Source organism: Chromatiaceae bacterium, from assembly GCA_016714645.1.
Lineage (GTDB): Bacteria > Pseudomonadota > Gammaproteobacteria > Chromatiales > Chromatiaceae > M0108.
Map to the genome: position 1 here is coordinate 384,850 of JADKCI010000002.1, position 25,414 is coordinate 410,263.

General features: G+C 64.9%; 20 protein-coding genes and 2 pseudogenes. 7 read left to right on the forward strand and 15 right to left on the reverse strand.

Annotated elements, in window-relative coordinates; all coding sequences use genetic code 11:
* The first annotated feature begins 42 nt into the window (after positions 1-42).
* A complete protein-coding gene (locus tag IPN92_08795) occupies positions 43-1,356 on the forward strand; it encodes a replication-associated recombination protein A (GenBank protein MBK8638368.1) in 1,314 nt (437 codons plus the stop codon).
* A 151-nt stretch (positions 1,357-1,507) separates the two neighbouring features.
* Here the strand turns inward: IPN92_08795 and IPN92_08800 are convergent, their stop codons facing one another.
* The 3 genes from IPN92_08800 to IPN92_08810 form a co-directional block, all read right to left on the reverse strand.
* Positions 1,508-3,238: a hypothetical protein gene (locus IPN92_08800; GenBank protein ID MBK8638369.1), complete on the reverse strand. Its 1,731-nt coding sequence runs from the start codon at positions 3,236-3,238 to the stop codon at positions 1,508-1,510.
* A 1-nt stretch (position 3,239) separates the two neighbouring features.
* The gene (locus IPN92_08805; GenBank protein MBK8638370.1) at positions 3,240-3,932 is read right to left on the reverse strand and encodes a carbonic anhydrase; all 693 of its coding nucleotides are present in this window, start codon (positions 3,930-3,932) and stop codon (positions 3,240-3,242) included.
* Positions 3,933-4,383: 451 nt separating this feature from the next.
* Complete coding sequence (locus IPN92_08810; GenBank protein ID MBK8638371.1) at positions 4,384-5,949, reverse strand: class I SAM-dependent methyltransferase; 1,566 nt, start codon at positions 5,947-5,949, stop codon at positions 4,384-4,386.
* Positions 5,950-6,000: 51 nt separating this feature from the next.
* Here IPN92_08810 and IPN92_08815 point away from each other — a divergent pair, with 51 nt between their 5' ends.
* Positions 6,001-6,492: a hypothetical protein gene (locus IPN92_08815; protein MBK8638372.1), complete on the forward strand. Its 492-nt coding sequence runs from the start codon at positions 6,001-6,003 to the stop codon at positions 6,490-6,492.
* 73 nt (positions 6,493-6,565) lie between these two features.
* On the opposite strand, the gene IPN92_08820 is transcribed toward IPN92_08815, so the two are convergent.
* Positions 6,566-7,126 carry a hypothetical protein gene (locus IPN92_08820; protein MBK8638373.1) on the reverse strand — a complete coding sequence of 187 codons (561 nt, stop codon included), beginning with the start codon at positions 7,124-7,126 and terminating at the stop codon, positions 6,566-6,568.
* A gap of 195 nt (positions 7,127-7,321) precedes the next feature.
* On the opposite strand from IPN92_08820, the gene galE reads away from it, so the two are divergent.
* Positions 7,322-8,338: a UDP-glucose 4-epimerase GalE gene (galE, locus tag IPN92_08825; protein MBK8638374.1), complete on the forward strand. Its 1,017-nt coding sequence runs from the start codon at positions 7,322-7,324 to the stop codon at positions 8,336-8,338.
* Between the two features lie 3 nt (positions 8,339-8,341).
* Here galE and IPN92_08830 read toward each other — a convergent pair whose 3' ends face one another.
* Both IPN92_08830 and IPN92_08835 read right to left on the reverse strand, forming a co-directional pair.
* Complete coding sequence (locus IPN92_08830) at positions 8,342-9,043, reverse strand: hypothetical protein (GenBank protein ID MBK8638375.1); 702 nt, start codon at positions 9,041-9,043, stop codon at positions 8,342-8,344.
* 49 nt (positions 9,044-9,092) lie between these two features.
* Complete coding sequence (locus tag IPN92_08835) at positions 9,093-9,470, reverse strand: Mth938-like domain-containing protein (GenBank protein ID MBK8638376.1); 378 nt, start codon at positions 9,468-9,470, stop codon at positions 9,093-9,095.
* Between the two features lie 136 nt (positions 9,471-9,606).
* Between IPN92_08835 and alaC the strand changes: the two genes are divergently transcribed.
* The 3 genes from alaC (at position 9,607) to IPN92_08850 (ending at position 13,818) form a co-directional block, all read left to right on the forward strand.
* Entirely contained in the window at positions 9,607-10,806 is a 1,200-nt protein-coding gene (gene alaC / locus IPN92_08840) for an alanine transaminase (GenBank protein MBK8638377.1), read from the forward strand.
* Between the two features lie 583 nt (positions 10,807-11,389).
* A complete protein-coding gene (locus IPN92_08845) occupies positions 11,390-12,703 on the forward strand; it encodes a homoserine dehydrogenase (GenBank protein MBK8638378.1) in 1,314 nt (437 codons plus the stop codon).
* The gene (locus IPN92_08850; protein MBK8638379.1) at positions 12,700-13,818 is read left to right on the forward strand and encodes a phosphoglycerate mutase; all 1,119 of its coding nucleotides are present in this window, start codon (positions 12,700-12,702) and stop codon (positions 13,816-13,818) included. Before IPN92_08845 ends, IPN92_08850 begins: the two co-directional genes overlap by 4 nt.
* 64 nt (positions 13,819-13,882) lie before the next feature.
* Here IPN92_08850 and IPN92_08855 read toward each other — a convergent pair whose 3' ends face one another.
* The 6 genes and pseudogenes from IPN92_08855 to IPN92_08880 form a co-directional block, all read right to left on the reverse strand.
* Positions 13,883-14,317, reverse strand: coding sequence for a hypothetical protein (locus IPN92_08855; protein MBK8638380.1), 435 nt, complete (start codon positions 14,315-14,317; stop codon positions 13,883-13,885).
* A gap of 22 nt (positions 14,318-14,339) precedes the next feature.
* Positions 14,340-15,125 carry a metallophosphoesterase gene (locus IPN92_08860; protein MBK8638381.1) on the reverse strand — a complete coding sequence of 262 codons (786 nt, stop codon included), beginning with the start codon at positions 15,123-15,125 and terminating at the stop codon, positions 14,340-14,342.
* Positions 15,126-15,521: 396 nt separating this feature from the next.
* On the reverse strand, positions 15,522-15,698 hold the full coding sequence (locus IPN92_08865) for a hypothetical protein (protein ID MBK8638382.1): 177 nt from the start codon (positions 15,696-15,698) through the stop codon (positions 15,522-15,524).
* Between the two features lie 139 nt (positions 15,699-15,837).
* Positions 15,838-16,626: an ATP-binding protein gene (locus IPN92_08870; protein MBK8638383.1), complete on the reverse strand. Its 789-nt coding sequence runs from the start codon at positions 16,624-16,626 to the stop codon at positions 15,838-15,840.
* A 1-nt stretch (position 16,627) separates the two neighbouring features.
* Positions 16,628-18,157: pseudogene (locus IPN92_08875) on the reverse strand (IS21 family transposase).
* Positions 18,158-18,244: 87 nt separating this feature from the next.
* Positions 18,245-19,211, reverse strand: a pseudogene (locus IPN92_08880) (IS1595 family transposase).
* 251 nt (positions 19,212-19,462) lie between these two features.
* Here IPN92_08880 and IPN92_08885 point away from each other — a divergent pair.
* Positions 19,463-20,443, forward strand: a complete 981-nt coding sequence (locus tag IPN92_08885) for an IS110 family transposase (GenBank protein MBK8638384.1) — start codon at positions 19,463-19,465, stop codon at positions 20,441-20,443.
* A 1,206-nt stretch (positions 20,444-21,649) separates the two neighbouring features.
* Here IPN92_08885 and IPN92_08890 read toward each other — a convergent pair.
* The 3 genes from IPN92_08890 to IPN92_08900 all read right to left on the reverse strand — a co-directional run bounded on the left by IPN92_08890 (position 21,650) and on the right by IPN92_08900 (position 25,336).
* Positions 21,650-22,744: a zeta toxin family protein gene (locus tag IPN92_08890; protein ID MBK8638385.1), complete on the reverse strand. Its 1,095-nt coding sequence runs from the start codon at positions 22,742-22,744 to the stop codon at positions 21,650-21,652.
* Complete coding sequence (locus IPN92_08895; protein ID MBK8638386.1) at positions 22,741-22,998, reverse strand: hypothetical protein; 258 nt, start codon at positions 22,996-22,998, stop codon at positions 22,741-22,743. The genes IPN92_08890 and IPN92_08895 overlap by 4 nt, the downstream gene beginning before the upstream one ends.
* Before the next feature lie 163 nt (positions 22,999-23,161).
* Complete coding sequence (locus IPN92_08900; GenBank protein MBK8638387.1) at positions 23,162-25,336, reverse strand: type IV secretory system conjugative DNA transfer family protein; 2,175 nt, start codon at positions 25,334-25,336, stop codon at positions 23,162-23,164.
* Positions 25,337-25,414: the final 78 nt, after the last annotated feature.

Consider the following 25,414-nt stretch of genomic DNA (forward strand, 5'->3'; position numbering starts at 1 on the left):
ATGACGATCCCTGCCGCCGCACGTCAGGCCGCAGCCCACCCCATGGCCCCCCTGGCGGAGCGTATGCGTCCCCGCACCCTGGCGGAATTCCGTGGCCAGGCCCACCTCCTCGCCCCCGGCAAGCCCCTGCGCCGGGCGATCGAGATGGATCGGCCCCACTCCATGATCTTCTGGGGGCCGCCGGGTACCGGCAAGACGACCCTGGCGCGGCTCCTTGCGGGCTCTTCCGGTTGCCATTTCATGCGCCTCTCGGCGGTCCTGTCCGGGGTCAAGGACATCCGCGAGGCGGTGGAGGAGGCCCGGCGGGTGCGCGCCGCGGATGGGCGGGGCAGCATCCTCTTCATTGACGAGGTCCATCGGTTCAACAAGGCCCAGCAGGATGCCTTCCTGCCCCATGTGGAGGAGGGGGCCCTGGTCTTTATCGGCGCCACCACCGAGAACCCCTCCTTTGAACTCAACAATGCCCTCCTGTCCCGTGCTCGGGTCTATGTCCTCAAGGCCCTGGAGCTTGAAGACCTGGAAGGGGTCATGGACCAGGCCCTGGCGGATCGGGAGCGGGGCCTGGGTCAACTGGGTCTGACCCTGGCCCCCGAGCAGCGCCGGGTGCTGGCGGAGGCGTCGGATGGTGATGCCCGCCGTGCCCTGAATCTGCTGGAGTTGGCGGCGGACCTGAGCGAGGGCGGGGAGATGGGCGAAGGGGTGGTGACGGAGGTCATCGCCGGTCATGCGCGGCGTTTTGATAAGGGCGGTGATATCTTCTATGACCAGATCTCCGCCCTGCACAAATCGGTGCGCGGTTCGGCCCCGGACGCGGCCCTCTATTGGCTGGCGCGCATGATCGACGGCGGTTGCGATCCCCTCTATATCGCCCGGCGGGTGGCGCGCATGGCGAGCGAGGATATTGGCAATGCCGACCCGCGGGCGTTGGAGTTGGCCTTAAACGCTTGGGATATGCAGGAGCGCCTCGGCAGTCCCGAGGGGGAGCTGGCCATTGCCCAAGCGGTGGTTTATATGGCCTGCGCGGCGAAGAGCAATGCTGTTTATCTGGCCTGGAAGGCCGCCCAGGAGGATGCCCGCCAGTCCGGCTCCCTGGAAGTCCCCGTCCATCTGCGCAATGCCCCGACCCGGCTCATGAAGGAGCTGGGGTATGGTCACGACTATCGCTATGCCCATGATGAGCCGGAGGGCTATGCCGCTGGCGAGGTCTATTTCCCCGACGGTCTGCGGCCGCGACGGTATTACGCACCGGTGGATCGCGGGTTGGAGATTCGCATTCGGGAGAAGCTGGGGCATTTGCGGGAGCTGGATAGGCTGGCGCGGGCGGGTTCTGGTGCTCCTGTCCGGGGGTCGCCGTAAATCCATCCCTGGAGGCTCGGGCATGGCATCCCTGCCATGCACGCCCCCGGACAGAAGCACCAGACCCCGCTTGTGAGCGTCTGGTGGCTGGGTATGCTGGGAGTAGCGGCTTCCCGGCCTTGGCGAAGGCCTTGATCACGGGGGTTGCCCCTCAGTCATCAAAGCGCATGGTCACCGTGCATTGACCATTCTGTTCATCAACCTTGAGGCCGTCGGCCTGGCGTCTGATCAAAAAGCCGGCCAGCTCCGCCAGGGCATCGGGATCATCCATCAGCCGCTCGGGGTCTGGGGGCTCATGGGCAAGGCGCAGGGGTCTGCCGGCATAGGTGACACGGATTTGGCATTGGTATTCATCGAAGCGGGCCACCAGCTCGACGTGGGGATCGTCCCCGTCCGCCAGTAGTCCATGGGCATAGACGGCATCCAACAGCTCATGGGTGGCATGATCGAGGCGCATCACCACCTCCGGGCGGGCGCCCCACTGGTGCCCGAGGTGCCACAAGTATTTGTTGACCGTTGTTGGCCATTGGGCATCGAGTGGAACGCTATGGGCCACGAATTGATGAACTCCCAGCCGGAATAGGGCGTTGAGCCCGATGGCAACGATCACTGCCAGAGCGACCATACTGGACAGCGAGGTATCGATTATCCCCACGGACTGGCTAGTATTCACCAACACCGTGTCGTGACCGATGGCGGCGATGAGCGCCAGGCCCAGGGTCAGGGTCTTGCGCGGGTCTAGCAGGCGCGAGGTGATGATCTTGATGCCGCCCAGGATGATGAATGACGCGACGAACATCAGTACGGCTCCGATCACCGGCGGCGCCAGCAGGGTCCAGAGGCTGGCCACGGGGGGGAAGAAGGCGAGGGCGATGAAAACCCCACCCAGGGCAAAGCCCACGATACGACTGGTCACCCCGGTCGCCAGAGCCAGGCCAAGGGCACCGCCACTGGCCGTCTGGGCGACGCCATTGATCAGCGAGCAGGCGGCGTTGGTCAGGCCCTCGGCCATGAGCCCGCGGCCGATCCCGGCCATGTCTGGGCGCTTCCAGCCGGCGTCGTTGGCCCGCTGGGCGATGGTGAGGACGCCAAAGCAGTTGAAGGAGAGCGCCAGGCCGACGAGGAGGAATTCTGGCACCAGGGTCCAGTCGAAGGCCCAGCCAAACTGGCCGATGGGGGGAACCCCGAACAGGGGGACTTGAGAGATGACCGCCAGGCGCTCCGTATCCACCAACCCCAGCCAGAGGGCCAGGGCCTGACCGACCACCAGGCCCGTGAAGACGGAAAAGGCGCGCAACCGCCCCTTGCCCCAGATGTTGAAGAGAATGATGGTCGACAGGGTCAGGAGGCCTACCTGCAGGATGCGAGGATCCCCGGTATGAGGGGTATCGATGGCGAGGAAATTGCGCAGGCCGACCAGGCCGAGCCCAAGGCCCAGGATGAGGACGATGAGGCCGGCGATTTCCACCGGAAAGAGGGCGCGCAGCCGGGGCAGGACCCGGGCCAGAGCCATCTGTACCCCCGCCGCTACCAACATCATGCCAAAGGCGAGCCCCAGGCCACCCATCTGGACGGCGGCCAGGGAGGCGGGAAAGGCCACCGAGGAGGTATGTAAGGGACTAAAGAGGCCGACGCCAATCCCGCCGCGATTAAGCGCCTGAAGGATAACGCCGATGCCCGCCCCCATCATGGTCAGCGCCACCAGTCCCGCCGCGCCCGCCATGTCCAAGCCTGCTTGGCGGGCCAGCACCACGGGCAGGGTCATGATGGCGCCGAGGAAGGCCACCTGCTGCAGGGCCACAATGAGGATTAGACTGGCAGGTGGGCGCTCATCCACCCAGTAGTCGATACCGTCGGGCCGTATCGCCCGGTCACGGGCCAACTCAGTGCACCTCGACCGGGAGGAACTGGCCTGTGCGGGGGTGGGTGGCCCAGAGGTCGCCGGTTTCGAGATCAAACCACCAGCCATGGAGGCTCAGGGAGCCCGCGGCGACACGCTCGGCAATCCAAGGGTAAGTAAGCAAATTGTTCCGGGAGTTGAGCACCGCGGCGCGCTCGACCAGGTAACTGTAATCCTTTAGCCGCTCTACGGGCACCGGGCGGGGCTCGCCTGTTACCGGGTCCTCAATCTCGGCATGGCAGGCATCCTTGGCCAGGGCCAGCCAGGGACCGAGGAAGTCCGAAGGCGGTGCCTGACCGGCGGCGGTCTGGATGGCCGCCTGGATGCCTCCGCAGTGGGCGTGTCCGAAAACGACGAGGTGAGAGACGTTTAGTGCCTTGACCCCATACTCGATGGCCGCGCGTACGCCATGTTCGGTGCCCTGGCCTAAGGTATAGGGCGGGACCAGATTGGCGACATTCCGGATGATGAAAACCTCGCCCAGTTCCGCTCCGCTGATGCGCGTCAGGTCTACCCGTGAGTCGGAGCAACCGATCAAGAGCACCTCGGGTTTTTGGCCTTTGGCCAGCTCCATCATGCGCGTCTGGCCACTGAGGTATTCCTGTTGCCGAAAGGCCATGACCCCGTGAACGAGGCGTAGCATGACCCCCTGATACAGGGTATCGTCAAAATTCATGGTGTCTAACACTCCTGCAGTGACGGATAGGCGCCTGAAGATAACATAGTCCCTCGGAGATAGAAGCTGGTGCATTTTCCGGAGCTGGACAGGCTGGCGCGGGCGGGTTCTGGTGCTCCTGTCCGGGGGTCGCCGTAAATCCATCCCTGGAGGCTCGGGCATGGCATCCCTGCCATGCACGCCCCCGGACAGCAGCACCAGACCCCGCTCATGAGGGTCTGGCGGCTGGGTACGCTGGAAGAAACGGCTGCCCGGCCTTGGCGAGAGCCTTGGTCACGGGGGTGCTTGAAGGGGGTACTACCCAGGAGTGGATGCGCCAGCCACGCCTTGGCCTATAGAAGGAGGGTCGGGTGAGAGCTGTCGCCAAGCCTACAGGGATGTATTCACGGCGTCCCCCGCCAGCCCTCACCCGACCCGGGACAGCGACAGCTCAGATGTTTTGGCCACAGGGTCAATCCGCTAGCAGTATCCCTTGGCGGGCAAAGAGGGCTATGAGTTCCTGGGTGGCTGTCTGGGTGCGGGCCAGTAGCTTGTTTCTGGGCCAGTTGGTGGTGCCCAACGCCTTGGGCGGGGCGAGACGGCCCTCCATGAGGTCATCGGTCAGGGCCAGCGCCACCTCATCCGGGGTGCGCGTCCCATCCAGATAGCCGATGAGCTGGATGGCGAAGGCGTCCAGGTCGAGATTGGTGTGATTAACCGAGGTAATGCGTCGGGCACCCCCGACGAGTTGGGCCCGGGCCAGGGGCCAGATCTGGGGCCGGTCCAGGGCCGGCGGGGGCAGGTGTCGGGGGTCTGGCTGGGCGCCGATGCCGTTGTGGGCAAAGAGGCTGAAGAGCTCCGGCAGGCAGTCATCCACCGCCTGGGCCAGGGCGCCGCCGCCCGCGGCCTCGACGTGCGCCATGGCGGCGGGCAGGACCTCCGCCAGGGTCAGGGAGTCCGGGAAGCGGGCGCCGAGTTCCAGGAGCAGGGCCTTGGTCAGGGGTTGGCTGACCTGGAGGGTGACGCCGGCGGGGGTCAGGAAGGGGCTGTCCTTGACCCGCCGCAGGTCGGGCCGGGCGGCGGGGCGCAGGTCCGCGCGGAAGGCCAGGCCGGCGAAGCGGTCCAGGTCGATGGCGATCTCCTCGGGCAGGTCCGCATCGGCGCGGCACAGCAGGCTCTGGCGGAAGTTGCGGTTGGTGACGAAATCCAGCCATTGCTCCAGTTCCAGGCCGTCCTCGATGGGGGCCAGGGCCTGATCCACGGCCTCGCCATAGGTCGATGGGAAGAGGGTACGCGGGTCGGTGTCGCAGAGATAGCGCAGCCCGGCCTGTTCCGCGTCGGCGGCGAAGTCGCTGAAGAGGAAGGCCCGGTTGTGCTCCGCCAGGTACTCGAACAGCAGGTAGCTGGGGTGGACCTGATCCAGATGGGTGATTTCCGCCAGCAGATAACGGGCGCTATGGGCGTCCAGCCCCTGGAGACTGGCGCGCAGTCGGTCCAGGGCCGCCCGCGCGGCACTGATGCGTTCGGTGGGGGTCTCCAACCCGCGGCAGGCGTAGAGGAGGATGTCCCGCAGCATGCCGCGCATCCGCCAGCCCGGCAGGCAGTTGTAGCTGACATAGAAGATGCCGGCGGGGGCGAGGAGGTGGCTAGCCAGTCGTAAAAGATGTTCCCGCACTGGGTCGGGAACCCAGGAATAGACACCGTGGGCAATGATGTAGTCGAATGGGCCCAGGCTGGGGTCCAGGTCGAGGATGTCGCCCTGCCGTAATTCCAGGTTAGCCAGGCCCAAGGTCTGGATCAGGTCTTGGCCCATGGCGATCTGCCGCGCCGAGAGGTCGATGCCCAGGCAAGAGGCGTCCGGCAGGCTCTGGGCCAAGGGGATGAGATTGCCGCCGCCGGCGCAGCCCATTTCCAGCACCCGGGCGGTCGCGGGGGGCGCGGTGTCTAGTCCCAGCAGCCGGCCAAGCACGGCCAGGTGATGAGGATGGGTCTCCGGGAAGGCGATGCTCTCGTAGGGGAAGGCGTCGTAGTCGTCCATCGGGGTGGCGGTCCTGGGCGTTGGGAGAGGAAGGCGAGAGGATTTTAAGCCATGACAGGCTCCATCGAACGGCCAGCCTTGGTCATCCGCCCCGGGGTCTCCCGGCGTCTGGCCCTCTGGGTGCTGATCGCGCATGGGCTGACCCTGGCGACGGTCCTTTTCCTGCCCCTGGCCCTGTCAGGACGCGCCGGGCTGGCCTTGGCCGTGCTGCTGGGGTGCGCCCTGAGCCTGGGCGGGGCCGTCTGGCATTTCTGGCCTTGGAGCCTGAGGGAGGCGGTTTGGTGGCCGGATGGCGCCTGGTCCCTGATCCAGGGCGACGGGCGGGAACGGGACGGGCGTTTGTTGGGATCGACCTATGTCAGCCCGGCGCTGGTGGTACTCAACTTCCGGTGTGGCCGCTGGCGCACCGCCTCCCTGGTCCTGCTACCGGATAACCTGGAGGCGGACCTGCTGCGGCGGCTGCGGGTCCGGCTGCGGTTGGAGGGGGCGCGGCTGGGGAAGGTGGCGATGAGGGTCTCGGAGACCGAACCCCCACTGCGTTAACCGCTTTACGGAACCCCCTGAGCTTTTCTTGCCCTGGCACTGCTGCCGCGAGCCGCCAGGTCAAGAGGGTGCTTCAGGCCTTCCTTAACCGGAGGATGAGCACCGACAGGCCGACACCGAGCACGGCAAGTCCCGTGAGGGTCATCAGCATGGCGTTATCGTCGAGGAAGGCGATACCGACGCCGCTGCCCACCAGGAAGAGGCCAAAGAGGCCCATCTTCCAGTCCACATAGACCCCGGCCAGGATGGCGGAGAGACCCAGAATATAAATATCCACGAAGCCATGGGTTTCGGCGTTCAAATAGACCAGGACGGTGGGCCAGAAAAGGATATGAAGTACCCCGGCGGTCGCCCCCCAGTGCAAAATCTGTCTGATCAGGTAACCAGGAAGGCTGCCTCCCGAGGACCTCATCCGGTTCCAGCCGCCATAGATCGCAATCAGGCCGACAGCGGGGATGAACCAGAGCCAGAGATTACCTGCCCGCTCGGGGCTGCTATCCGTCATGGCCACCAGCCAGACGGCAACGACGTAGAGCGCCACATAGGGCACCACCATCAACAACACTTTCACCCAACTGAAAGATCTGGAGGGGGTCTCGGCCGGGAAATCCGGGGTGGCAAGGGTTTCGGACATTTTGGGGCTCCTCTCGGTGGTTGGCGGGGGGCGCCGCTTGGCTTTCGGGTGAGATGCCCATGCCAGGCCCGACCGCGGCGGGTAAAATTGTGCCGCGATCATTGCGCGAACGGGGATGGGCGTCAATGAGAGGAGTACGGGATTTTTCTTGGGGGCCTTGAAACGACATGGGGCCATGACCACGGAGCTATCGCGATGCATATTTTGGTGACGGGCGGGGCGGGTTATATCGGCAGCCATACCTGTGTGGAGTTACTGGCCGCGGGATACGCGGTCTTCGTGGTCGATAATCTCTGTAACAGCAAGGAGGAGTCCTTGCGCCGGGTGGGGGAGATCAGCGGCCGGGCCCCCGGCTTTGCCCGGATCGATCTGCGGGATTCGCCCGCCTTGGCGGCGGTATTTCGCGCCAACCGCTTCGATGCCGTCATCCACTTCGCGGGCCTCAAGGCGGTGGGCGAGTCCACCGAGATCCCGCTGGCCTATTACGACAACAATATCGGCGGCACCCTGAGTCTCTGCCAGGTCATGGCCGACGCCGGGGTGCGCAATCTGGTCTTCAGTTCCTCGGCCACCGTCTATGGCGACCCCGCCAGTGTCCCGGTGCGGGAGGATTTTCCGACCTTCGCCACTAATCCCTACGGCCGTTCCAAACTCTTCATCGAACAGATTCTGACCGACCTGCGGCAGGCCGAACCGGGTTGGAATATCGCGCTGTTGCGTTACTTCAACCCGGTGGGCGCCCATCCCAGCGGCCGTATCGGCGAGGACCCCAATGGCATCCCCAACAACCTCCTGCCCTTCATCGCCCAGGTGGCGTCGGGTAAGCGGTCGCGCCTGCGCGTCTTTGGCGGTGATTACGCGACCCCGGATGGGACGGGGGTGCGGGATTATATCCATGTGGTCGATCTGGCGCGGGGGCATCTCCGGGCCCTGGAGCGGCTGGCCACCAACCCCGGCCTGATGATCTGCAACCTGGGTACGGGTCGGGGCTACAGCGTGCTGGAGATGACGCGGGCCTTCGAACAGGCCAGTGGTCGGCCCGTGCCCTACGATATCGTGGGCCGGCGGCCAGGGGACATCGCCATCTGTTACGCCGATCCCAGCCAGGCCCGAGAGGCGCTGGGCTGGTCCGCCGAGTTAGGCCTGGATGAGATGGTGCGCGACGCCTGGCGGTGGCAGTCCGCCAATCCCAACGGCTATGGTCCGGAATAAAGGTTAGGGCCCTGGCTTGGGGCTGGCCAGGGCCTCCAGGGGCGCGATCAAGTCGGCAAAGGCGTCCCGATTCACATACTGGATAACGACCCCGCCTTTTTTATCCATGGCCAGGTCCATGCCCTGGTCCGGGTAGAGCCAGTGGGTCACCCCGGTCTCGGGCTCCAGGCGTTGCTCCGCCGGGGTGCCGAAACGCTTCGCGACGATCTCGGCGTCCAGGGATTTCCAGGGCAGGTAGGTGATGGCGGAGATGGGCAGGGTCTCCAGGGTCGCGATATCCCCCGGGTCCAGCTTGACCTTCTTGGCGCCGCTGCCCAACTGGCTGATGCGCAGGCCGCGTTCATACATAGGGGCCAGGATGGCCTCGTCCGCCTCGATACCGATGACGAAATCCCCGCGGATGCGGTTCAGATAAATCTGGTCGAAGTAGGCCTCCACCGTATAACCGATCGCCTGGTGATCGGGGTCCAGGCGGGCGAAGAGGTTGATCTCCCCTTCCTCCTGGAACAGGCGGCGAATTTCGCCCAGGGTCGTCTCCCCCAGAGTAAAGCCGAAGGCTCGGGTGCGGCCCTGGCCGTCCTGCTCCACCTGCCAGGGCAGGCGAGGGGTCTGGTCCTCGATGTTTTCATCCGGCAGCAGCAGCATGATGCCGATGAAGGCGAAAACGGCAAAGGCGAGGATCGAGAGGATCATCTTGCGATCCATGGGGGAAAACTCCTGGGCGGCGGTTCCTGGGAAGGGGCGGGTGAGGGGGCTAGCCTCGGATCGGCAGAAGTCCAGCCACGACGTGCCGGCCCTCGGCCATGAGGATGTTGTAGGTGCGGCAGGCCGCCCCCGTGTCCATGACCTCGATGCCAACGCCCCGCGCCATGGCGGGCGCCAGCAGAGCCATGGCGGGGAAGACCTGGCGGGCGCCGGTGCCGAGGAGGATGACCTGGGGGTCGAGTTCCAGCAGGGCGTCGATGTGGGCCTCCGTCAGATCGGTGGCTAGCTCGGGACCCCAGGCGGGCAGGAGGCGCTGGGGGGTCAGGATGAGCCCCGAGCCAAAGAAGTTGCCATTGATCAGGATGCGGCCAGTCTCGTAGCCCTCGATGATGTAACCGTCGCCGGGATCTGCTTGGGAAAATTTCATAGGGGCAACATACCCCAAGCTCCCCTGGGTCGGCAAGACTTCGAAAAGGGGCTTCCCGAAACCCTGATTTAATTCCGTCCGGCTTGGGGGTAAACTCCCCAGTCCCTCCTTATGTTCGCCCGGCCGAGAGGTTCTCATGGTCGCTCCCAGTTCCGAATTCAGCCGCATTCAGCGCCTGCCGCCCTATGTCTTCAATATCGTCAATGAGTTGAAGGCGGCCGCGCGCGCGCGGGGGGAGGACATTATCGACTTTGGCATGGGCAATCCCGACCAGCCCACCCCGCGCCACATCGTCGATAAGCTGGTGGAGGCTGCCCAGCGCGAGGATACCCATCGCTATTCGGTATCCCGGGGTATTCCGCGCCTGCGCCGCGCCATCTGCCACTGGTATCGCGAGCGCTTCGCGGTGGACCTGGACCCGGACAAGGAGGCTATCGTCACCATCGGTTCCAAGGAGGGCCTGGCCCATCTGGCCCTGGCGACCCTGGGCGCCGGCGACACCGTCCTGGTGCCAAACCCCGCCTATCCTATTCATCCTTATGGCTTTGTCATCGCCGGGGCGGACGTGCGCCATGTGCCTCTGGTGCCGGGGGTCGATTTTTTCGAGGAGTTGCGCAGGGCCATCCAGGACTGCTGGCCCAAGCCCAAGATGCTGGTCATCAACTTCCCCGGCAACCCCACCGCCCAATGCGTCGAACTGGATTTCTTTGAGCGGGTCGTCGCCGTGGCCCGGGAACAGGGCATCTGGGTGGTGCATGACCTGGCCTACGCCGACATCGTTTTCGATGGCTACAGGGCGCCTTCCATTCTGCAGGTCCCCGGCGCGACGGAGGTGGCCGTGGAGTTCTTTTCCCTCTCCAAGAGCTACAACATGCCGGGTTGGCGGGTGGGTTTCATGTGCGGCAACGCTGACCTGGTCGCCGCCCTGGCCCGCATCAAGTCCTATCTCGACTACGGCACCTTTACCCCCATCCAGGTGGCGGCCATCACCGCGCTGGAGGGGCCTCAGGATTGCCTGCGCCAGATCAGTGGCCAGTACGAGAGCCGCCGCAACGTCCTCTGCGAGGGCCTGGCGGCGGCGGGATGGGTCATGGACAAACCCAAGGCCACCATGTTCGTCTGGGCACCCATCCCCGAGCCCTATCGCGCCTTGGGTTCCCTGGATTTCTCCAAGAAGCTGCTGAGCGAGGCCAAGGTGGCGGTCTCCCCGGGTATCGGCTTTGGCAAGTATGGCGATACCCATGTGCGCTTTGGCCTGATCGAGAACGAGCACCGGACCCGCCAGGCCGTCCGCGGCATCAAGGAGATGTTCCGTCGCGACGGTGTCCAGGGCTAATTCCGGAATACCGCCCCTGGGGCACCTGCCCGGTTACCGCCGGCCGACCTTGCGCCGCCGCATCATCCTGGTTCTCGCCTTGGCCATGGTGTTGCCGAAGGCTGCCCTGGCCGCGGTTCCCATCGGCAGTGAAAACGGTCTCGGCGCCTCTTATACCGGGGCCAGGGCCGAGTTCGAAAGCCGTAACGCTGTCAACCGCGCCTTCCTGAGCCGAATGCTTGACCCCCCCGCGGGGCGTCCCCTTCGAGCGCTTCACGCGGGTGGAGTTCCCGGGTTCTCCGCTGGTGGGAGGTGTCTGGATCAGGGTTGATCCTGATGCGGCGGAGCCTTTTGCCGCCAAGCCGGTGTACGCGGTTTCCTTGGAGACGTTTGGGAACTGAGTCAGGCGCGGTTCAGAAATAACCGGTACCTGCCTAGGTTTCTCGCCTCGCTATCCCCTTGACCCTTATACTAGCCGCCTAGCATCCAGGCCCCGGGGCCCTGTCGTGAAGTCCCGCCGTCGGTTCCCGGTCCGGTACGGGGCGCCCCTGGCGGATACGGTGCTACAAAATAACCCAGCGTTTCAGAATAGAGGAATACAGCTATGGAGCCGGTGAAGATCGGATTGTTGGGATTGGGCACGGTCGGCGGCGGTACGGTCACCGTCCTGACCCGCAATGCGGCCGAGATCGCCCGCCGCGCCGGACGCGAGATCCACATCGCCCGCGCGGCGGCCCATCAGTACAACCCCGACATCCCAGGCCTCGATCAGATCGGCCAGATCGGCAACGATGGTTTCGCCCTGGTGGACGACCCGGAGATCGATATCGTCATCGAACTGATCGGCGGCTATTCCCCCGCCCGCGAGTTGGTCCTGCGGGCCATCGCCAACGGCAAGCATGTCGTCACCGCCAATAAGGCCCTCATTGCCCGCCATGGCAATGAAATCTTTGCCGCCGCCCGGGAACAGGGCGTGGTGGTAGCCTTCGAGGCCGCCGTCGCCGGTGGCGTGCCCATCATCAAGGCCCTGCGCGAGGGCCTGGCCGCCAACCACATCGAGTGGATCGCCGGCATCATCAACGGCACCGGCAACTTCATCCTCACCGAGATGCGCGATAAGGGCCGCGACTTCGCCGACGTGCTGGCGGAGGCCCAGGCCCTGGGTTATGCCGAGGCGGACCCGACCTTTGATGTCGAGGGCATCGACGCCGCCCATAAGCTCACCATCCTGGGCGCCCTGGCCTTCGGTATCCCGCTCCAATTCGAGAAGACCTTCACCGAGGGCATCTCCCGCATCCAGGCCCAGGATGTAGCCTACGCCACGGAATTGGGCTATCGCATCAAACACCTGGGCATAGCGCGGCGCTCCGGGCATGGCATCGAAATGCGCGTCCATCCCACCCTCATCCCCCATCGCCGCCTCATCGCCAATGTCGATGGCGTCATGAACGCGGTGCTGGTCAAGGGCGACGCCGTGGGCCCCACCCTCTATTACGGCGCGGGCGCGGGCGCCCTGCCCACCGCCTCGGCGGTAGTGGCGGATGTCCTGGACGTTACCCGCGTCCTCACCTCCGACCCCGGCAACCGGGTGCCGCACCTCGCCTTCCAGCCAGACGAGATCGCCGATATCCCGGTGCTGGCCATGGAGGATGTCGAGACCGCCTACTATCTGCGCATCGCCGCCCTGGACCAACCGGGCGTCATGGCCGAGATCGCCGGCATCCTGGGCGCCGAGGGCATCAGCATCGAGGCCATCAAGCAAAAGGAGCCGGAGGAGGGCGAGACCCATGTCCCCCTCATCATGCTCAGCCATCGGGTCCGCGAGGGCCGCATGAATCGGGCCATCGCCCGCATTGAGGCCCTGAACACGGTCAAGGGCGAGGTCATGCGGATCCGCATGGAGACCCTCGCCGGTTGAGCCGGCGCCTCGATCTCCTGGTCCCCGGCCTCTTCGGGGCGGTGCCGGTGCCTCCCGCGGAGGTTCCGCCGACACCGGTCCTGTCCCGGCTTTTGGGCCGCGCCGACCGCCGGCCCGGGGCGGGCGCGGCCGATCCCTGCCGGACCCTCTTCCACCTCTTCGGCTATGCCCCCGCCTCGGATCGGGACTGCCCCAGCGGCCCCTATTGCCGCCTGGCCGATGATCCCGGCGCCACGCCTGCCGCCTATGTCCTCCACGCCGATCCCGTCCATCTGCGGCCGGACCGGGACCGGCTGGTGCTCTTTGCCGGGCCCGACTTCGCCCCGGACCGGGCAGAGGCGGACGCCCTCGTCGCCCTCTTCAACCAGCATCTCGGCACCGATGGCCTGCGCCTCGAGGCCCCGACCCCGGAGCGCTGGTACCTCCTGACCGAACAGCCCCCCGACCTGGTCACCCAACCCCTCGCCAACGTCCTGGGCCGGCCCATCGCCGGCCAATTGCCACAAGGACCGGAGGCCCGCAGCTGGGCCCGCTACCTCAACGAGATCCAGATGCTCTTTCACCACAGCGCGGTGAACGAACGCCGGGAGGCGGCCGGCATCCCCACCCTCAACGGCCTCTGGCTCTGGGGCGGTGGTCAGCGATTGCCGGTCCCCGCCACGGCCCCCCCTTATACCCGGGTCTTTAGCCCGGACCCCCTGGCCCTCGGCCTCGCCCGCAGCCAGGGCATCCCCACCGCGCCCCTGCCCGCGGACCTGGGAGCGGTCCTCGCCGCCGGAGATGCTTCCACCCCAACCCCGACCCCATTAGCCACCGGTGCCGACCTCATCCACTGGTCTGGCATCTGGGAGGCGGTGCTGGCCGCGGATGGTATGGCCTGGGCGGCCTCCCTGTCCGCCCTGGAGCAGTGGCTCACCGGGCTGGCCGGTCGTGTCAGCGCCACCGGCGGAGCAGCCCCGCTCCCCGGACTTAACTTCAACCTTTATCCCGCCAACGGTGAGCACTTCCGCTACCGTCCCCACCATCGCTATCGCTTCTGGCGCCAACAACTCGACCTCGCCCCGTGGCTGGGGGACCGCGGGGTAAGGGGCCCAGCGAACGTCAACCAGACCTGACCACACCTCGCCACGGTGCCCTGGTCTCCATCAGCCAGGTGGACCCTGGGATTGGCGTCCGTCGTCAGAGCTGGACGAGGATGGTTCCGCGTTGGCTCGGAGTAGCCTGACCTGCATACCACAGCGAAACGGTGTAACTACGACGGCTGAATCGCAAATCCCGAATGTCGACCTCCACCCATGTCATCGGCTTACTGTCAATCCAGGTTCCGGTATTCGCATAAATCCTGCCTGGCCAACCGAATCGCTGCCAGAGAAGTGGCTTATGGGTGTGCCCAAACAGCACGATGCGCGGCGTGAAGGGGTAGCGATCCTTGATATTATTAGGCATTTTAAACAACAGGTTGGCGCTGTTTATCATGTAACCCAATTCGTTCAACAAGGCCATGTCCGGCAAGACGATGTTTTGCCGATCCGGCCAGGCGGACATGATGGCGGCGTACAGGCGGGTGACATCCGCGACGGTGGGATCGGGAATGAAGCCGTCTTTTCCCTGCATGACAAAGAGATCCTCCGGCCCCTTACCCGCCCAGAGGGCGATGGCGTTGAAGATGGCCGCAATTAGGGAGATCCTGCCTCTCGGCTGATTGGGGTAACCTCTTGAGGTGTGGCGTTACAAATTGTTTGATGATGTCAGGCGAGGTATGGATGGTACCTTCCGCTTGAGACTGGGATGCGGCCAAACGGGTAATGAAGTAACCCAAGGGCAAGTGACTGCCGCCGTGACTCCAGATATCCGGGGCGTTGAAGAGGGTATAGCGATGGCCATGTTCCGCCCAAAGCACGTCATCAAGCGTGTAGGCGCCCAGGCCGGGTTCGTCGGAGTAAATCACCATGCCGGGGAATGTATCTTCGATCAGCAGCTTGGCCGCGGGTTCGAATGACAGCAGATCATGGTTGCCCGTAACGTAGGTGACCTGGATAGAGGGATTCTCACAGATTTCCTGCAGGGCGGTTACGACCGGCTGGTTGTGCTCTGCATCAAGGATCTCCGCGAATGTTGTTGGCGCATCCTCGATAGGAACCATCCAGTCATCGAGGAGATCACCGAGGATCACCAGTTCCGAGACGTCATGGCGGGCGTTCAACGCATGAAGGTAATTGGCCAGGGGGCCGATATGCTCATACATCCAGGAAGTGCTGGCATCGGCGCTGAGGTGAATATCGCTGATGAAGACGACCTTTCTGCGTCCGCCGCCCTGTACGAGTCCCGACGCCAGGAACTGAGTCTTGGCAAGTGCCGGGGCAGCCAGTCCCGCCATGGCGCCCGCTAGTAAGACATGGGTTAGAAATTCGCGACGTTTCATATCATCCCCCTGCTGGATAAGCTGTTTTGAGGTGGCTTGGGCTTAGGGTACCGCCCTCTGAAAGTTTAGGACGTTCAGTTGGGGGCTGCTGAACACCAGGACGGTCAGGTGCTTTGCCCGGAGCTCCGGGGCCCATCTGTCTCGGGTTCAACCGTCGCTGGGGCCCCACCTGGGGTCTCGGGAGCGGTTCGCGGGATCCGGACAGCCACCGGTGGCACGGGGGGTCCGGCCGCGGCGGTGCCCTCTGCTTCCGGGGACACCGATCCCAGGTGTCGCCGAAACGGCTGCTGGGTCGCGATGGCTCCCTGCGACTCCGGACAGAGCACCATGACCTCGGTGCCGTCGGCCCGGTAGTAGGAGAGATTGATCTGCGCGAACTCGTCGTCGGGCTTGCGCTTATTTGTCAAGCCCCGGGAGATTATTAATCTCTGAAACGAACAGCTCAGGCTGCTTTACCCGCCACTGTTCCAGGGCTGCCACCGGCCACACCTGACCCAGTGCCCGCTGTGGAATGTGGTGATTATAGACGGTGACATAGCGCTGCAGGGTCTCCGCCAGTTTGTCTGGCGTCAATTATCTTGGCCGGTTGGCCCCGCTGTTCGTTAGGGGCAGAGTCTCCTGTATTTTGGTGTGGGAGGGGGTGCCCTTGGTGGGGCCGTTGTCGCGGCTTTGCCGACACGCGCGGTAGCGACAATGGCCCAGCCGCTGGCCCTCACCCCGAGGGGGTGTGCGGGTGGACGTCGCCGCTTCGGTCACCCGAGACCGGCGCCGTAGTTGGCGCTGACGCCGGGATAGTTGTCGTTGTCGGCGTGATGGCGGTTGCCGTCCGGGCGGCGACCTGGCCGAGGGCCTCCTTGCGCCGGTAGCTGTCGCTGCTGACCTCGATGAGGGTGGCGTGGTGGACCAGGCGGTCGACAGCGGCGACGGTCATCATCTGGTCAGGAAAGATCCGGTCCCAGTCGGCGAACGGCTGGTTAGAGGTGATAATCAGGCTGCCGGTTTCGTAGCGGTGGGCGATGAGTTCGAACAGGACCTGGGTCTCCTGCTCGGTTTTTTTGACGTAGCCGAAATCATCCAGGATGAGGGCGGTGGTGACGCAGTAGCGCACGCGTACGCTCTGCTCGGCCAGTCCGTGGCCGATGGCAGCCGCCAAATGGGTCTTGCCCACGCCGCTGGCGCCGAACAGCAGGACGTTGCGGGCCTGGCGCGTCCAGTCGCTGGAGCCAGCCAGGGCCTCGATGCGTGCCCGGGACAGGCCGGGGACCTGGGCGAAGTCGAAGCTGGCCAGGCTCTTGGCCGTAGGCAGGTGGGAATCCTGGGTGTAGCGGGCGATGCGCCGGCTGTCGCGCTCGGTCAACTCCTGCTCGCACAGGGCGCTTAAGTATTGGGCGCTGTTCCAGCCGTTGTGCTCGGCGGTGGCCAGCATCCCCTGCCAATGGCGGGCGACGCTGGAGAGGCGCAACTGCTTGAGCATCAGAGGTAAGGTGGCGGTCTGGACCATGTCAGTGCAGCCTCCCCGGCTGGCCGTGGGAGGGCAGCAGGCTGCTGTAGAGCGATAGCGGGTGCTGCGCACCCTGCAGGCCCTCACGGTCGGTGCCGCCCGTGCGTCCGGGTTCGAAGCGTTGCTCCAGCGCCGGTAGGCTGGGGATCTCCCCGGCGGCGATGCGCTCGAGCAGGTACGCACCCAGGGCCTGCTCGCAGTCGGCCCGTGCCGCCAGGGCGAGGATACCGACGAGGCGCTTGCACGCCGCCCGTGCCTCCAGGTGGCGGTCCAGATGCTGCCAGATCGCCCGGTAGGTGGCGTTCGGCAGCAGGTCTTCGCGCAACTGCGAGTAGCGGAACGCCTGGGGCTTGCGTGCTAGGGCGGCGATGAGGTGGCGGTAGTCGATCCGGCGTGCCCGCTCGTGATGGACGGCATAGACCCGCGGCAGAACGACCGCCTGAGTCGCGCCGACGAACGCCTCGATGCGGTCGTCGAAGAGGTGCAGGCGCAGCCGCTCGCCGATCAGACGCGCGGGGACGCTGTAGAGCACCCGCCTGACCTCGATGGTGCTGGAGGTGGTACCGCTACGACCTGCTCGCTGTAGTCGGTGGTGCGCCGCGCCGGCAGCCCCTGGAGCCTCTCGCGCTCCAGGGCCAGGGCCTCGCTGCAACGGCGGTTGAAGCGCCCGACCAAGGCGTCGAGCCACTGACGGTAGTCGTCGATGGCGGTGAAATCGGCCGATTCGCGCAGCAATAGCGCCTGGGCGATGCGCCGCTTGAGGTGCCCGTGGGGCGATTCCACCGCGCCGTTCTCGTGGCCGACACCGCGGTTGTTGCGTGTGGGCGTCATACCATAGTGTGCACACAGGCCCTCGTAGCGTTCGGTGAGGTCATCCTGGGCCTCGACCGTGAGGTTCTTGTAGGCCGCCGAGAGGCTGTCGGTACGGTGCTCCGCCTGGGCCCCGCCAAGGCGCTACAGGGCCTCCTGCAACCCCTCGGCCAGGGCGCTGAACGACCCCCCCGCCCAGCACGACCTTGACGTGACTCCAGCCGCTGTAGGCCAGCCGAAAATGGTAGAGACGGTGCGCCAGGGGCACCCCGCCGATCGTCACCGCGATGCCCTTGAGCTCGGTGAAGTTCGACAACCCCTGCCGGCCCGGCTCCTGCACCTGGCGGAACATAACCTCCTTGTCCGCTCCATGCAGCGCCTTCCACGCCTTGACGCGGCGCTGGAAGGTGCGCTTCCCCCCGTTGCCGAACCGGCCTGGATGCCGGTCCAGCAACTCCTCGAACAGGGTCGTGGCGTCCAACTCCGGCTGCCTCTCCAACAGCGCGACGACCTCGCTCTCCCAGACCCCCGCGAAGGGGTCCTGGCGCGTGCGCCAGTCCCGCCCCTTGGCCTCCAGCACGCCGATCCCACCCCCATCGATCCGCCGGGCGCTGCGCTCGCTTACCCCCGCCTTGGCGCCGGCTTGCGCCTGCGTCGCCCCCTGACTCTTGCCGTTCATGTATAACCTGACCTGTTGCATGGTGATCCGCTTGCCGGACATTCCCGCCCCTCTTCGTTGCGAAAATGCCTGCTACCTTAGCCTCCAAGAGCGGCCAAGATAGTTGTCGTCCACCGGCCAAGTTAATGGCTATGTCTGCGTTAGATGTTGGCCCCCGGTGATGGCCAGATCCAGCACCAGTGGCGGCGCGAGGGACGAGCCGAAGCGCTCCAGGAAGCGTCGCCAGCCGAGGTAGTTGGGCAGGTAATGGAATGGGTGGCAACGCCGTGGAAGCGCGCCATCCAACCCTTGAGCCGGCCGTGGTAGGCGTTGACGTTCTGGATGTGGAAGGCATGGTCGATCACGCGGATGCCGGCGCTGAGGTTGACGGCGGTGTGGGCAATGTGGGCGGCCGCGGCAAAGCTGCGGTAGATGGCGGCGCTATCGGAGCACAGCACCGCATCGGGGTCCACGATAGGCCCGAGCACGGCCGTCACGGCCGCGGTGTTGGCCTTTGGCAGTACCGCGTCGGTGGTGCTCGCGCTGCGATCGCGCACGATCAGCACGGGATCTGCTCGTGAGACAGGCCGCGTTTCGTTGCCGTACCGCCGCGCTTACGCGGCGGGCGCGACAGATGGCGCTCGCCCTTGTGGGATTCGAGGAAGTAGGTCTCGTCGGCCTCGACGATCCCGTGCAGGTGGGTCGGCTTGACCTCGGCCGGGAGGGCCAGGAAGCGGTGGCGCCAGCGGAACGAGGTGTTCTTGTGCACACCGCAGCGGCGCGCCGCCGCGCGCACGGTCTCCCCGTCAATGAGGGCCTGGGCATACTCGCCCCAGCGCTCGCGGTGGCGCAGCCGGGCCAGCGGCGTGCCGGTGAGGGCGTTGAACGTCTTGCCGCAAGCGGCGCAACGCAACCGCGGCAACCCATGCGCCTGCCCCCAAGGCCGGCAGACCGTGTGATGGCAATGCGGGCAGGTCCGGCTGACATCGCGTACTGCGGCCAAGGGGTCCGGTCCCGAGCGGCGCTCTTGTCGCAGCCCTTCGATGGCCTGGTGTCGCTGTGCCGGTGTGAGTTCCCCCGCCTTCGCCAGCCAAGCGCGGAACGCTGCGACGTACATGGCATCAACCTCCACGTTTCCAATAACTATCATAAGGATAGCTCATGGCAACATCTAATGCAGACATAGCCAAGTTAATTGTCACCAAACAACCTTGAGTCCGTCCTGTAGACAGTGCCCCCGCTCCCTCTTCCCGACCTTCTCCGAGTCTGGACGGTATCCGAGGCCCGGCCGCTGGCCGTGAGCCTGCATGTACAAGGTAAGACAGTTAAGAAGATCCCCTCGTCAGCACGGTTTTGGAGGCAGCAGTCATGCAGTTCATCGGCATCGACGTCAGCAAGAAGCGCCTGCACGGCGCCTGGTTGCGAGATCCCCGGCAGGGTTCGGTCCGCGCCAAGGCAACCGACAACAGTGGCGAGGGGCATGAGCAGTTGCTCGCCTGGGCACAGCGCGCCAGCGGCGCACCCGCCGGCAAGCTGTGCTTCGTACTCGAAGCCACCGGGGTCTACCACGAGGCCGTGGCGTTGTTCTTGCACCAGGCCGGCGGCCTGGTGGCGGTGACCAACCCGCTGCACGTCAAGCGCTTTGCCGAGAGCCACGGCATCAAGATCAAGAATGATGCCCACGACGGGCGGGTGCTGGCCCTTTACGGCCATGAGCGCAACCCCAAGCCCTGGCAACCGCCGCCAGCCCAGGTACGCGATCTGCACGCCCTGCTGCGGCGCCTGGACGCCTTGGAGGAGGACCGCCAGCGCGAGGCCAACCGCCTGGAAAAAACCCAGATCGAGGGAGCCCCTGGGAGCGTCCTGGACTCCCTGCAGGCCATGCTCGCGACCCTGGGGGAGCAGATCAAGCGGCTGCGCCTTCAGCTCGACGAACATATCGACCACCATCCCGAACTTAAAAAGCAACGCGGGCACCTGGAAACCATCCCGGGCGTCGGTTCCAAGCTCTCCGCCGAGTTCCTCGCCCTGTTTGGCTCCAAGCACTTCCGCAACGCCAAACAAGCCGCCGCCTGCCTCGGCCTGGTCCCGGTGGAGCACCAGTCCGGCACCAGTATCCTCAAGCGCCCGCGCTTGGCCAAGAACGGCGACAGCCGCTGGCGCGCCCGCCTGTTCCTGCCCGCCCTCACCGCCGCCCGCTACAATCCAGACGTGTGCGCCCTTTATCAGCGCCTTATCGCCGCCGGCAAATGCAAGATGAGCGCCACCGGTGCCACCATGCGCAAACTCGTACAGATCGCCTTCGGCGTCTTCAAACACCAACGGCCCTACCAACCGCAGAGCGTCTGACCGGGTGCAGTCTCCCACTCACTCCGGCACCCGCACCAGCGCAGCCAACGGTCCCGGCTCTCGCTGCTCTTTTGCCTAACTGCTCAAGACACGACGGGGGAACGGCTTCTCGACATCCCGGCCTCCTGCCCACAAGGGGGTCGTTTTCTGCTGTCGGGTCTTACACCCAGCCCAGCCGCCGGTGCTTGACGAAGAAGACGGTATCTACGGGCTCCTGCTGTCTAGCCCCCAGCGCCTCGACCTGAACCTGTTTCAATCGTACTGCCATCGGTGATCTCCTGACCGCCCTACAGTAATTGAACCGGGGGGTGCTGTCTCACCTACATTGGCACAGAGGGGATTGCGGTCAGTCCGGCCCCCCGGAGGCGGTCCTGTCAGAAGGGACGGGGAGCTCTCAATGCAAATCGGCTGGCGTCTTGGGGAAGTTCCCGAAGTTTCATCCTGCAACGCCTGCACGTCGTGATATGGAGCATGATCTGCATTGCTCGAACCTCGCATAGGCGTTCGAGTTGTCGCATCCAATACAAGGAAAGCTCCGCTTCCTTCGGGTATGGGTCGAGGTGCGACTACCTGTTATCGTCCATCGAAAGTTCTTCCTGGGGGGAGTGTACCCCGAACGCGGGAGGCGAATGCGTCACTCCGCAGCGGTGCTCACCCTGGTGTTTTCCCAAGCGCCGGGAATCTCTCAGGGCCCCCGTCCCCCCCTGCACCGACTTTCACCGGTTCCCTCAGCGGTGACCCCTCCCACCCCATGAACAGATCGTCCGTGCAGGCAATGCACGGGGGTGGGTATGCATCCGCGCGCGTCCCCCTGGTCCGGTTCCTCCTCCCCGCCGCTCGGCCCCAAAGGCTACGCGCCCCTGAAATAAAGCCTCGACCTGGAAATAGACGTCAGTTAGGGAGCGGTGAGGCTCCCGGCGCGCCGCCCCGGGCCTTAGGCCGCCAGCCATGGCCGGTTTTCACAACCCCAACACGAGGTGATCCACATGGCCCTGTTCGTCTGGCAACAACGCCAACCGACCGACCGCCGCCCCGGGCTGCAACCGGTCCGCCCGTGGCGCGCCCGCCGCGGGGCTGCCTTCATGCACCAGATCAACCCCCTTGGCCCCGATTACCATCCCCTGCCAATGGCCCCGATCGCACGGGACGAGACACCTGCTGAGGCATCAACAACGCGAGGACTACAGAACCTTCCCGGTGAACAGCCTATTGAAACCGGTCGTCACGATCCTTCTGTCGTCCAACGGCTCCTTGCTTGCCAATACCTTTCACCTGGGGACCTGGATCGGGTGCCACCCGATCAATAGTCTCTCGGTTTTCCCGCTGCGCCTTGGCGCTTTCGGCCAGCAAACGCTGGGTCTCTGGGGTATCGAGCCGGCTGGCCGTCTTGACAGACTCGTACCGTGCGTCCACGATTTTGAGTCGAGTCTGTTGCGCCTCCTTCATTGCCTGCGCTCGCAAAGCGAGCCCGCGTTGGGCATAGGGCTTTTCCAGATGCCCGTTCGACCTGGCCATCTCGTGCCACAGGTTCCAGCCGGCTTCTCGATCGCGGATCTCGTCCAATGTCGGTTCGTGGTGGTGCTCAGCCTCGATGATTCTGGCCGCTCCGTCGGTGTCGCCGGCACAAGGTGCTAGATGGTCATAGATGGGTTGGTCCGAGCCGCGACGGTAGACCTGAACACGATGGGCAAGCCCGCGCTGCTCGATGCGCCTGAGCGATTCCGGGAAGCCGGCCACGGCCTTGTCGTGGACGGTCTCCGGCACCCAGCGGCCGCTACCCGTCTTGGCATGCGGCACTTCGTAACGCAGATACACACCGAGGCGGCTGTCCTCGGGCGGGACCGCCAGCGCTCTGACCTCGACTCGATAACCGGCCCCCTGGAGCCGCGCGCACAGGTGCTCTGCGTTCTCCGGGTTCTTCAACGTCCCATCGATGATCAGGTTACGGCGGCCAGCGATAGCCGCGTCGCGCAGTTCGTCGGCCCATCGGCTTGCGTCGTGCTGGGTCTTTTCGGCGGCGGTCAGATCGTCCCGGTCGAGGAACCCGAGATTGTGCCGATGGTACCCGCGCAGATCGTCCGCATTGACAACGACGCTGCCGCCGTTGGGCCGCAGTTCCTCGCGCGCTTGCTTCTGTAAACCGCTCTTGCCAGCCCCCGGTTGGCCGGCCAGGATAACCGCAGTTGGTCTGTCCTCTCCGACCCCGGCGGTCTGCGCGAGCGAGTGCTCGACGATCTGATCACGGACTCGGGCGTGTTCTTCCGGAGGCAGGTCCCAACGACGATACAGATCGTCCCTCATGTTTCTTCATCCAGATGATCGAACTCATCGTCAGCGGCATTACGAAGCTCGAGGAGACGGGCTACATCGACGTAATCCTGCCGCTCCTCCGCGGTAGCAATCTGCGCCGACAGCTCGGAGATCCGCCTGATGATGCGCATACGCCGCACCTCGACATCAAGCTCGTGCTCTCGCTCGGCCGCCAAGTCCTCGTAGGTCGACCGACGCGCGGCCTCGGGGGTGAGATAGCGTTTCCAGGATTCATCCTCTGCCATTACAGGTTCTCCCGAATAGGGGTTGCGCGTTGAAACTCAGGGCTGCATCCACCAAAAGGTCGCTGCCAGGCTGGTTGTGAAATGATCGACAAGACCTTTGCCGAACCAAAGAAGAACGGCGCAGGCCAGAATAATGCCAAGCCAGCGGATGATCATCGGGTACTCATTGGATTGGATGAACCTTCCAGTGTTGCCGGACGCGACCGATCGGGCCCCGCGCGCCCAGCCAGGTCATGGACTCTGCATAGCCGATGCCCTCGGCCCGGGATGGTTCAGCGAGGCCCGTAAAGACCTCTTTGCGCACTGCCGCACCGTATTGGGTGTTGCTACTGAGCGAGGAGGACCCAGATGCGGCGGTGCGCAGACCCACACCGCCGGTGCTGGACTGGGTGCCGGTCAGGGTCTCCAAGCGCTCGCCGAAGACCTTGGAACCGTAGTCGTTGGTCGCATCGTCGTTGTTGCGCAGGAAAATCTTGGTGGCGCAAAGCCCGAGCAGGTTCATCACTGGCTTGTCGTCCGCAGTTTGCTTGAGCAAGGAGAGTAGGTTCTGGGTAGCGATGATGTTGGCATGATTGCTCTCGCGAGACCGTGCCAGAAAATCTTCGTCCCCACCCTTACCTCCGAAATCCGGGGTGAAGAACGCCTGGTACTCGTCGCAGAGAAAGAGGCTTGGGCGTGGCTTGCCGCGCCGTCCAGGCCGCAGCACCTCGCGTTGGAAGGCGATCTTGATGAAGGTGCACACGACCCGCGACATGACCGGCCACTCCGCGATGGGCATGTAGACATAGAGTAACTTGCCCTCATCCAACGCGGCACCGAGGCTGACGGTCGAACGCTCGCCGAAGATCTGACGGTAGGGCGAGGCGAGGAAATCCTTCAACATGTGTTGGAGTTCAGCCTGAATTACCGATCGAGTTGTCTCGACCAAGGGGACCCAGGTGAACAGGAACCAGTTCCGGGCGAGGTCGAACGACTCACCCGCGGGCGGCAAGACGCCGTCGCCGGCTGAGGCAAGCTGTATCGCGCGGGCTTGGGCGCAAACGTGACGGCGAAGTTCCGGGGCCATGTCCCACCAGTCATGCACCAACTGGGTCATAGCATTGGCAGGACGGCCAGCCTCGAAATACGCAGCCATCGCCTCTCCGAGGGCGGTCTCGTCCTCGATCATCCGCACGGCCTCGACCAAGGTGGCGCTGGCGTCAGTGGCGTGCAGCAATTGCACGTTGTTGGCGAGCAGCAGGCGGGCGCGCAGATAAAACTCGTTCCCCGCTAGGTTGCTCACCTGCGCCAGGGAGGGCGGCGTTCCGGGCGAATTCGAGGCCCGCAACAGGGCGATGGCGTGCTGGATAAAGAGGCTCGCCTGCTGAATCCAGAATGGCTGCTTGTCATCCCTCGTCCCCAGCGTTTCCATGACCTTGGTGAACCCTCCGGCCAGCTCGATCTCATCGTCGTCGTTGTCGAAGGGATTCCAGCAGAGGGACGTCTGGGGCTGAGTCGGGTCCAGGATCAGCAGGTCGGCCTCGCGTCCCTGACGACGGCAAAGCACCCGGAGCTTGTCGCGGAAGTCGCCCTTGGGGTCCAGGAACAGGCCGGCAGCGGGCGGTTCGCTCGCGGCGAGCAACCCTTCGAGCAAGGCATTGAGTACGCAGACGGTCTTGCCGCTGCCGGGTTGGCCGAAGACGATGAGGTTCTGGAAGAAATCGTCCCAGACCCAGTCATGGCCCCCGGCCCGAAAACGTCCCGGCCCCATGACCTGCACAGCGGGCTCGCTCGCCAGGGCAGAACCCGCACCCGCCTCGGACTCCTTGGGAGGCACAAAACCGGAGGTCAATTCCTGCTCGGCAAGTGCTTTGCCGCGAGCGACGAGGTCCCTCAGTTGCTGGGAAGCGCCGACAAGGTAGAGGGGCAGCGCAAGCAGGGCAAGCCACCAGCCCCAGACCAGCAGACTATGGGCAGGTGCCAGGAAGGCGAGTTGTGGCCAGTCCCCTAGGACGCGTAGCGCCGTGATGGACACCAGGGCGATCAGGACCCAGGCGGCCCCAGCGATGTAGTTGGCCAGGGCATAGGCGTAGAGCTTGCCGGTATGCTCTAGGGCCGGCCCGGCGTCGCGATATCGCCAGACGCAACGGGCGCCCAGGAATGCCTGCAAGGGGCGGGTCAGACCCCACAACAGGGTGATGATCCCGCCGAAGAAGCAGGCCGTCAGGACCAAACGATAGCCCTGTGCCGCCGGGTCCTTCGGCAGCATCAGGATTAGGGCAACAACCGCAGAACCGCCGGCCCAGTATCCATAGACCTCGGAGCGGGCCTTCAAGAGCTTGGCATACGTGGGGTCCATGGGTAAGTGGTCGGTCCAATGGGTGGGGGACTATGGCGTCAGGCGTGCGTTCACCGCGCACGGGTATCGAGCCCCCAG

Coding starts and splice junctions, on each gene's coding strand:
- IPN92_08855 (MBK8638380.1), bottom strand. CDS start 14,317: ATGCAGGGAAAAGACGGCTTCATTCCCGATCCCACCGTCGCGGATGTC.
- IPN92_08885 (MBK8638384.1), top strand. CDS start 19,463: ATGCAGTTCATCGGCATCGACGTCAGCAAGAAGCGCCTGCACGGCGCC.
- IPN92_08900 (MBK8638387.1), bottom strand. CDS start 25,336: ATGGACCCCACGTATGCCAAGCTCTTGAAGGCCCGCTCCGAGGTCTAT.
- galE (MBK8638374.1), top strand. CDS start 7,322: ATGCATATTTTGGTGACGGGCGGGGCGGGTTATATCGGCAGCCATACC.
- IPN92_08805 (MBK8638370.1), bottom strand. CDS start 3,932: ATGAATTTTGACGATACCCTGTATCAGGGGGTCATGCTACGCCTCGTT.
- IPN92_08835 (MBK8638376.1), bottom strand. CDS start 9,470: ATGAAATTTTCCCAAGCAGATCCCGGCGACGGTTACATCATCGAGGGC.
- IPN92_08870 (MBK8638383.1), bottom strand. CDS start 16,626: ATGGTCCAGACCGCCACCTTACCTCTGATGCTCAAGCAGTTGCGCCTC.
- IPN92_08895 (MBK8638386.1), bottom strand. CDS start 22,998: ATGGCAGAGGATGAATCCTGGAAACGCTATCTCACCCCCGAGGCCGCG.
- IPN92_08890 (MBK8638385.1), bottom strand. CDS start 22,744: ATGAGGGACGATCTGTATCGTCGTTGGGACCTGCCTCCGGAAGAACAC.
- alaC (MBK8638377.1), top strand. CDS start 9,607: ATGGTCGCTCCCAGTTCCGAATTCAGCCGCATTCAGCGCCTGCCGCCC.
- IPN92_08830 (MBK8638375.1), bottom strand. CDS start 9,043: ATGGATCGCAAGATGATCCTCTCGATCCTCGCCTTTGCCGTTTTCGCC.
- IPN92_08820 (MBK8638373.1), bottom strand. CDS start 7,126: ATGTCCGAAACCCTTGCCACCCCGGATTTCCCGGCCGAGACCCCCTCC.
- IPN92_08815 (MBK8638372.1), top strand. CDS start 6,001: ATGACAGGCTCCATCGAACGGCCAGCCTTGGTCATCCGCCCCGGGGTC.
- IPN92_08860 (MBK8638381.1), bottom strand. CDS start 15,125: ATGAAACGTCGCGAATTTCTAACCCATGTCTTACTAGCGGGCGCCATG.
- IPN92_08810 (MBK8638371.1), bottom strand. CDS start 5,949: ATGGACGACTACGACGCCTTCCCCTACGAGAGCATCGCCTTCCCGGAG.
- IPN92_08795 (MBK8638368.1), top strand. CDS start 43: ATGGCCCCCCTGGCGGAGCGTATGCGTCCCCGCACCCTGGCGGAATTC.
- IPN92_08845 (MBK8638378.1), top strand. CDS start 11,390: ATGGAGCCGGTGAAGATCGGATTGTTGGGATTGGGCACGGTCGGCGGC.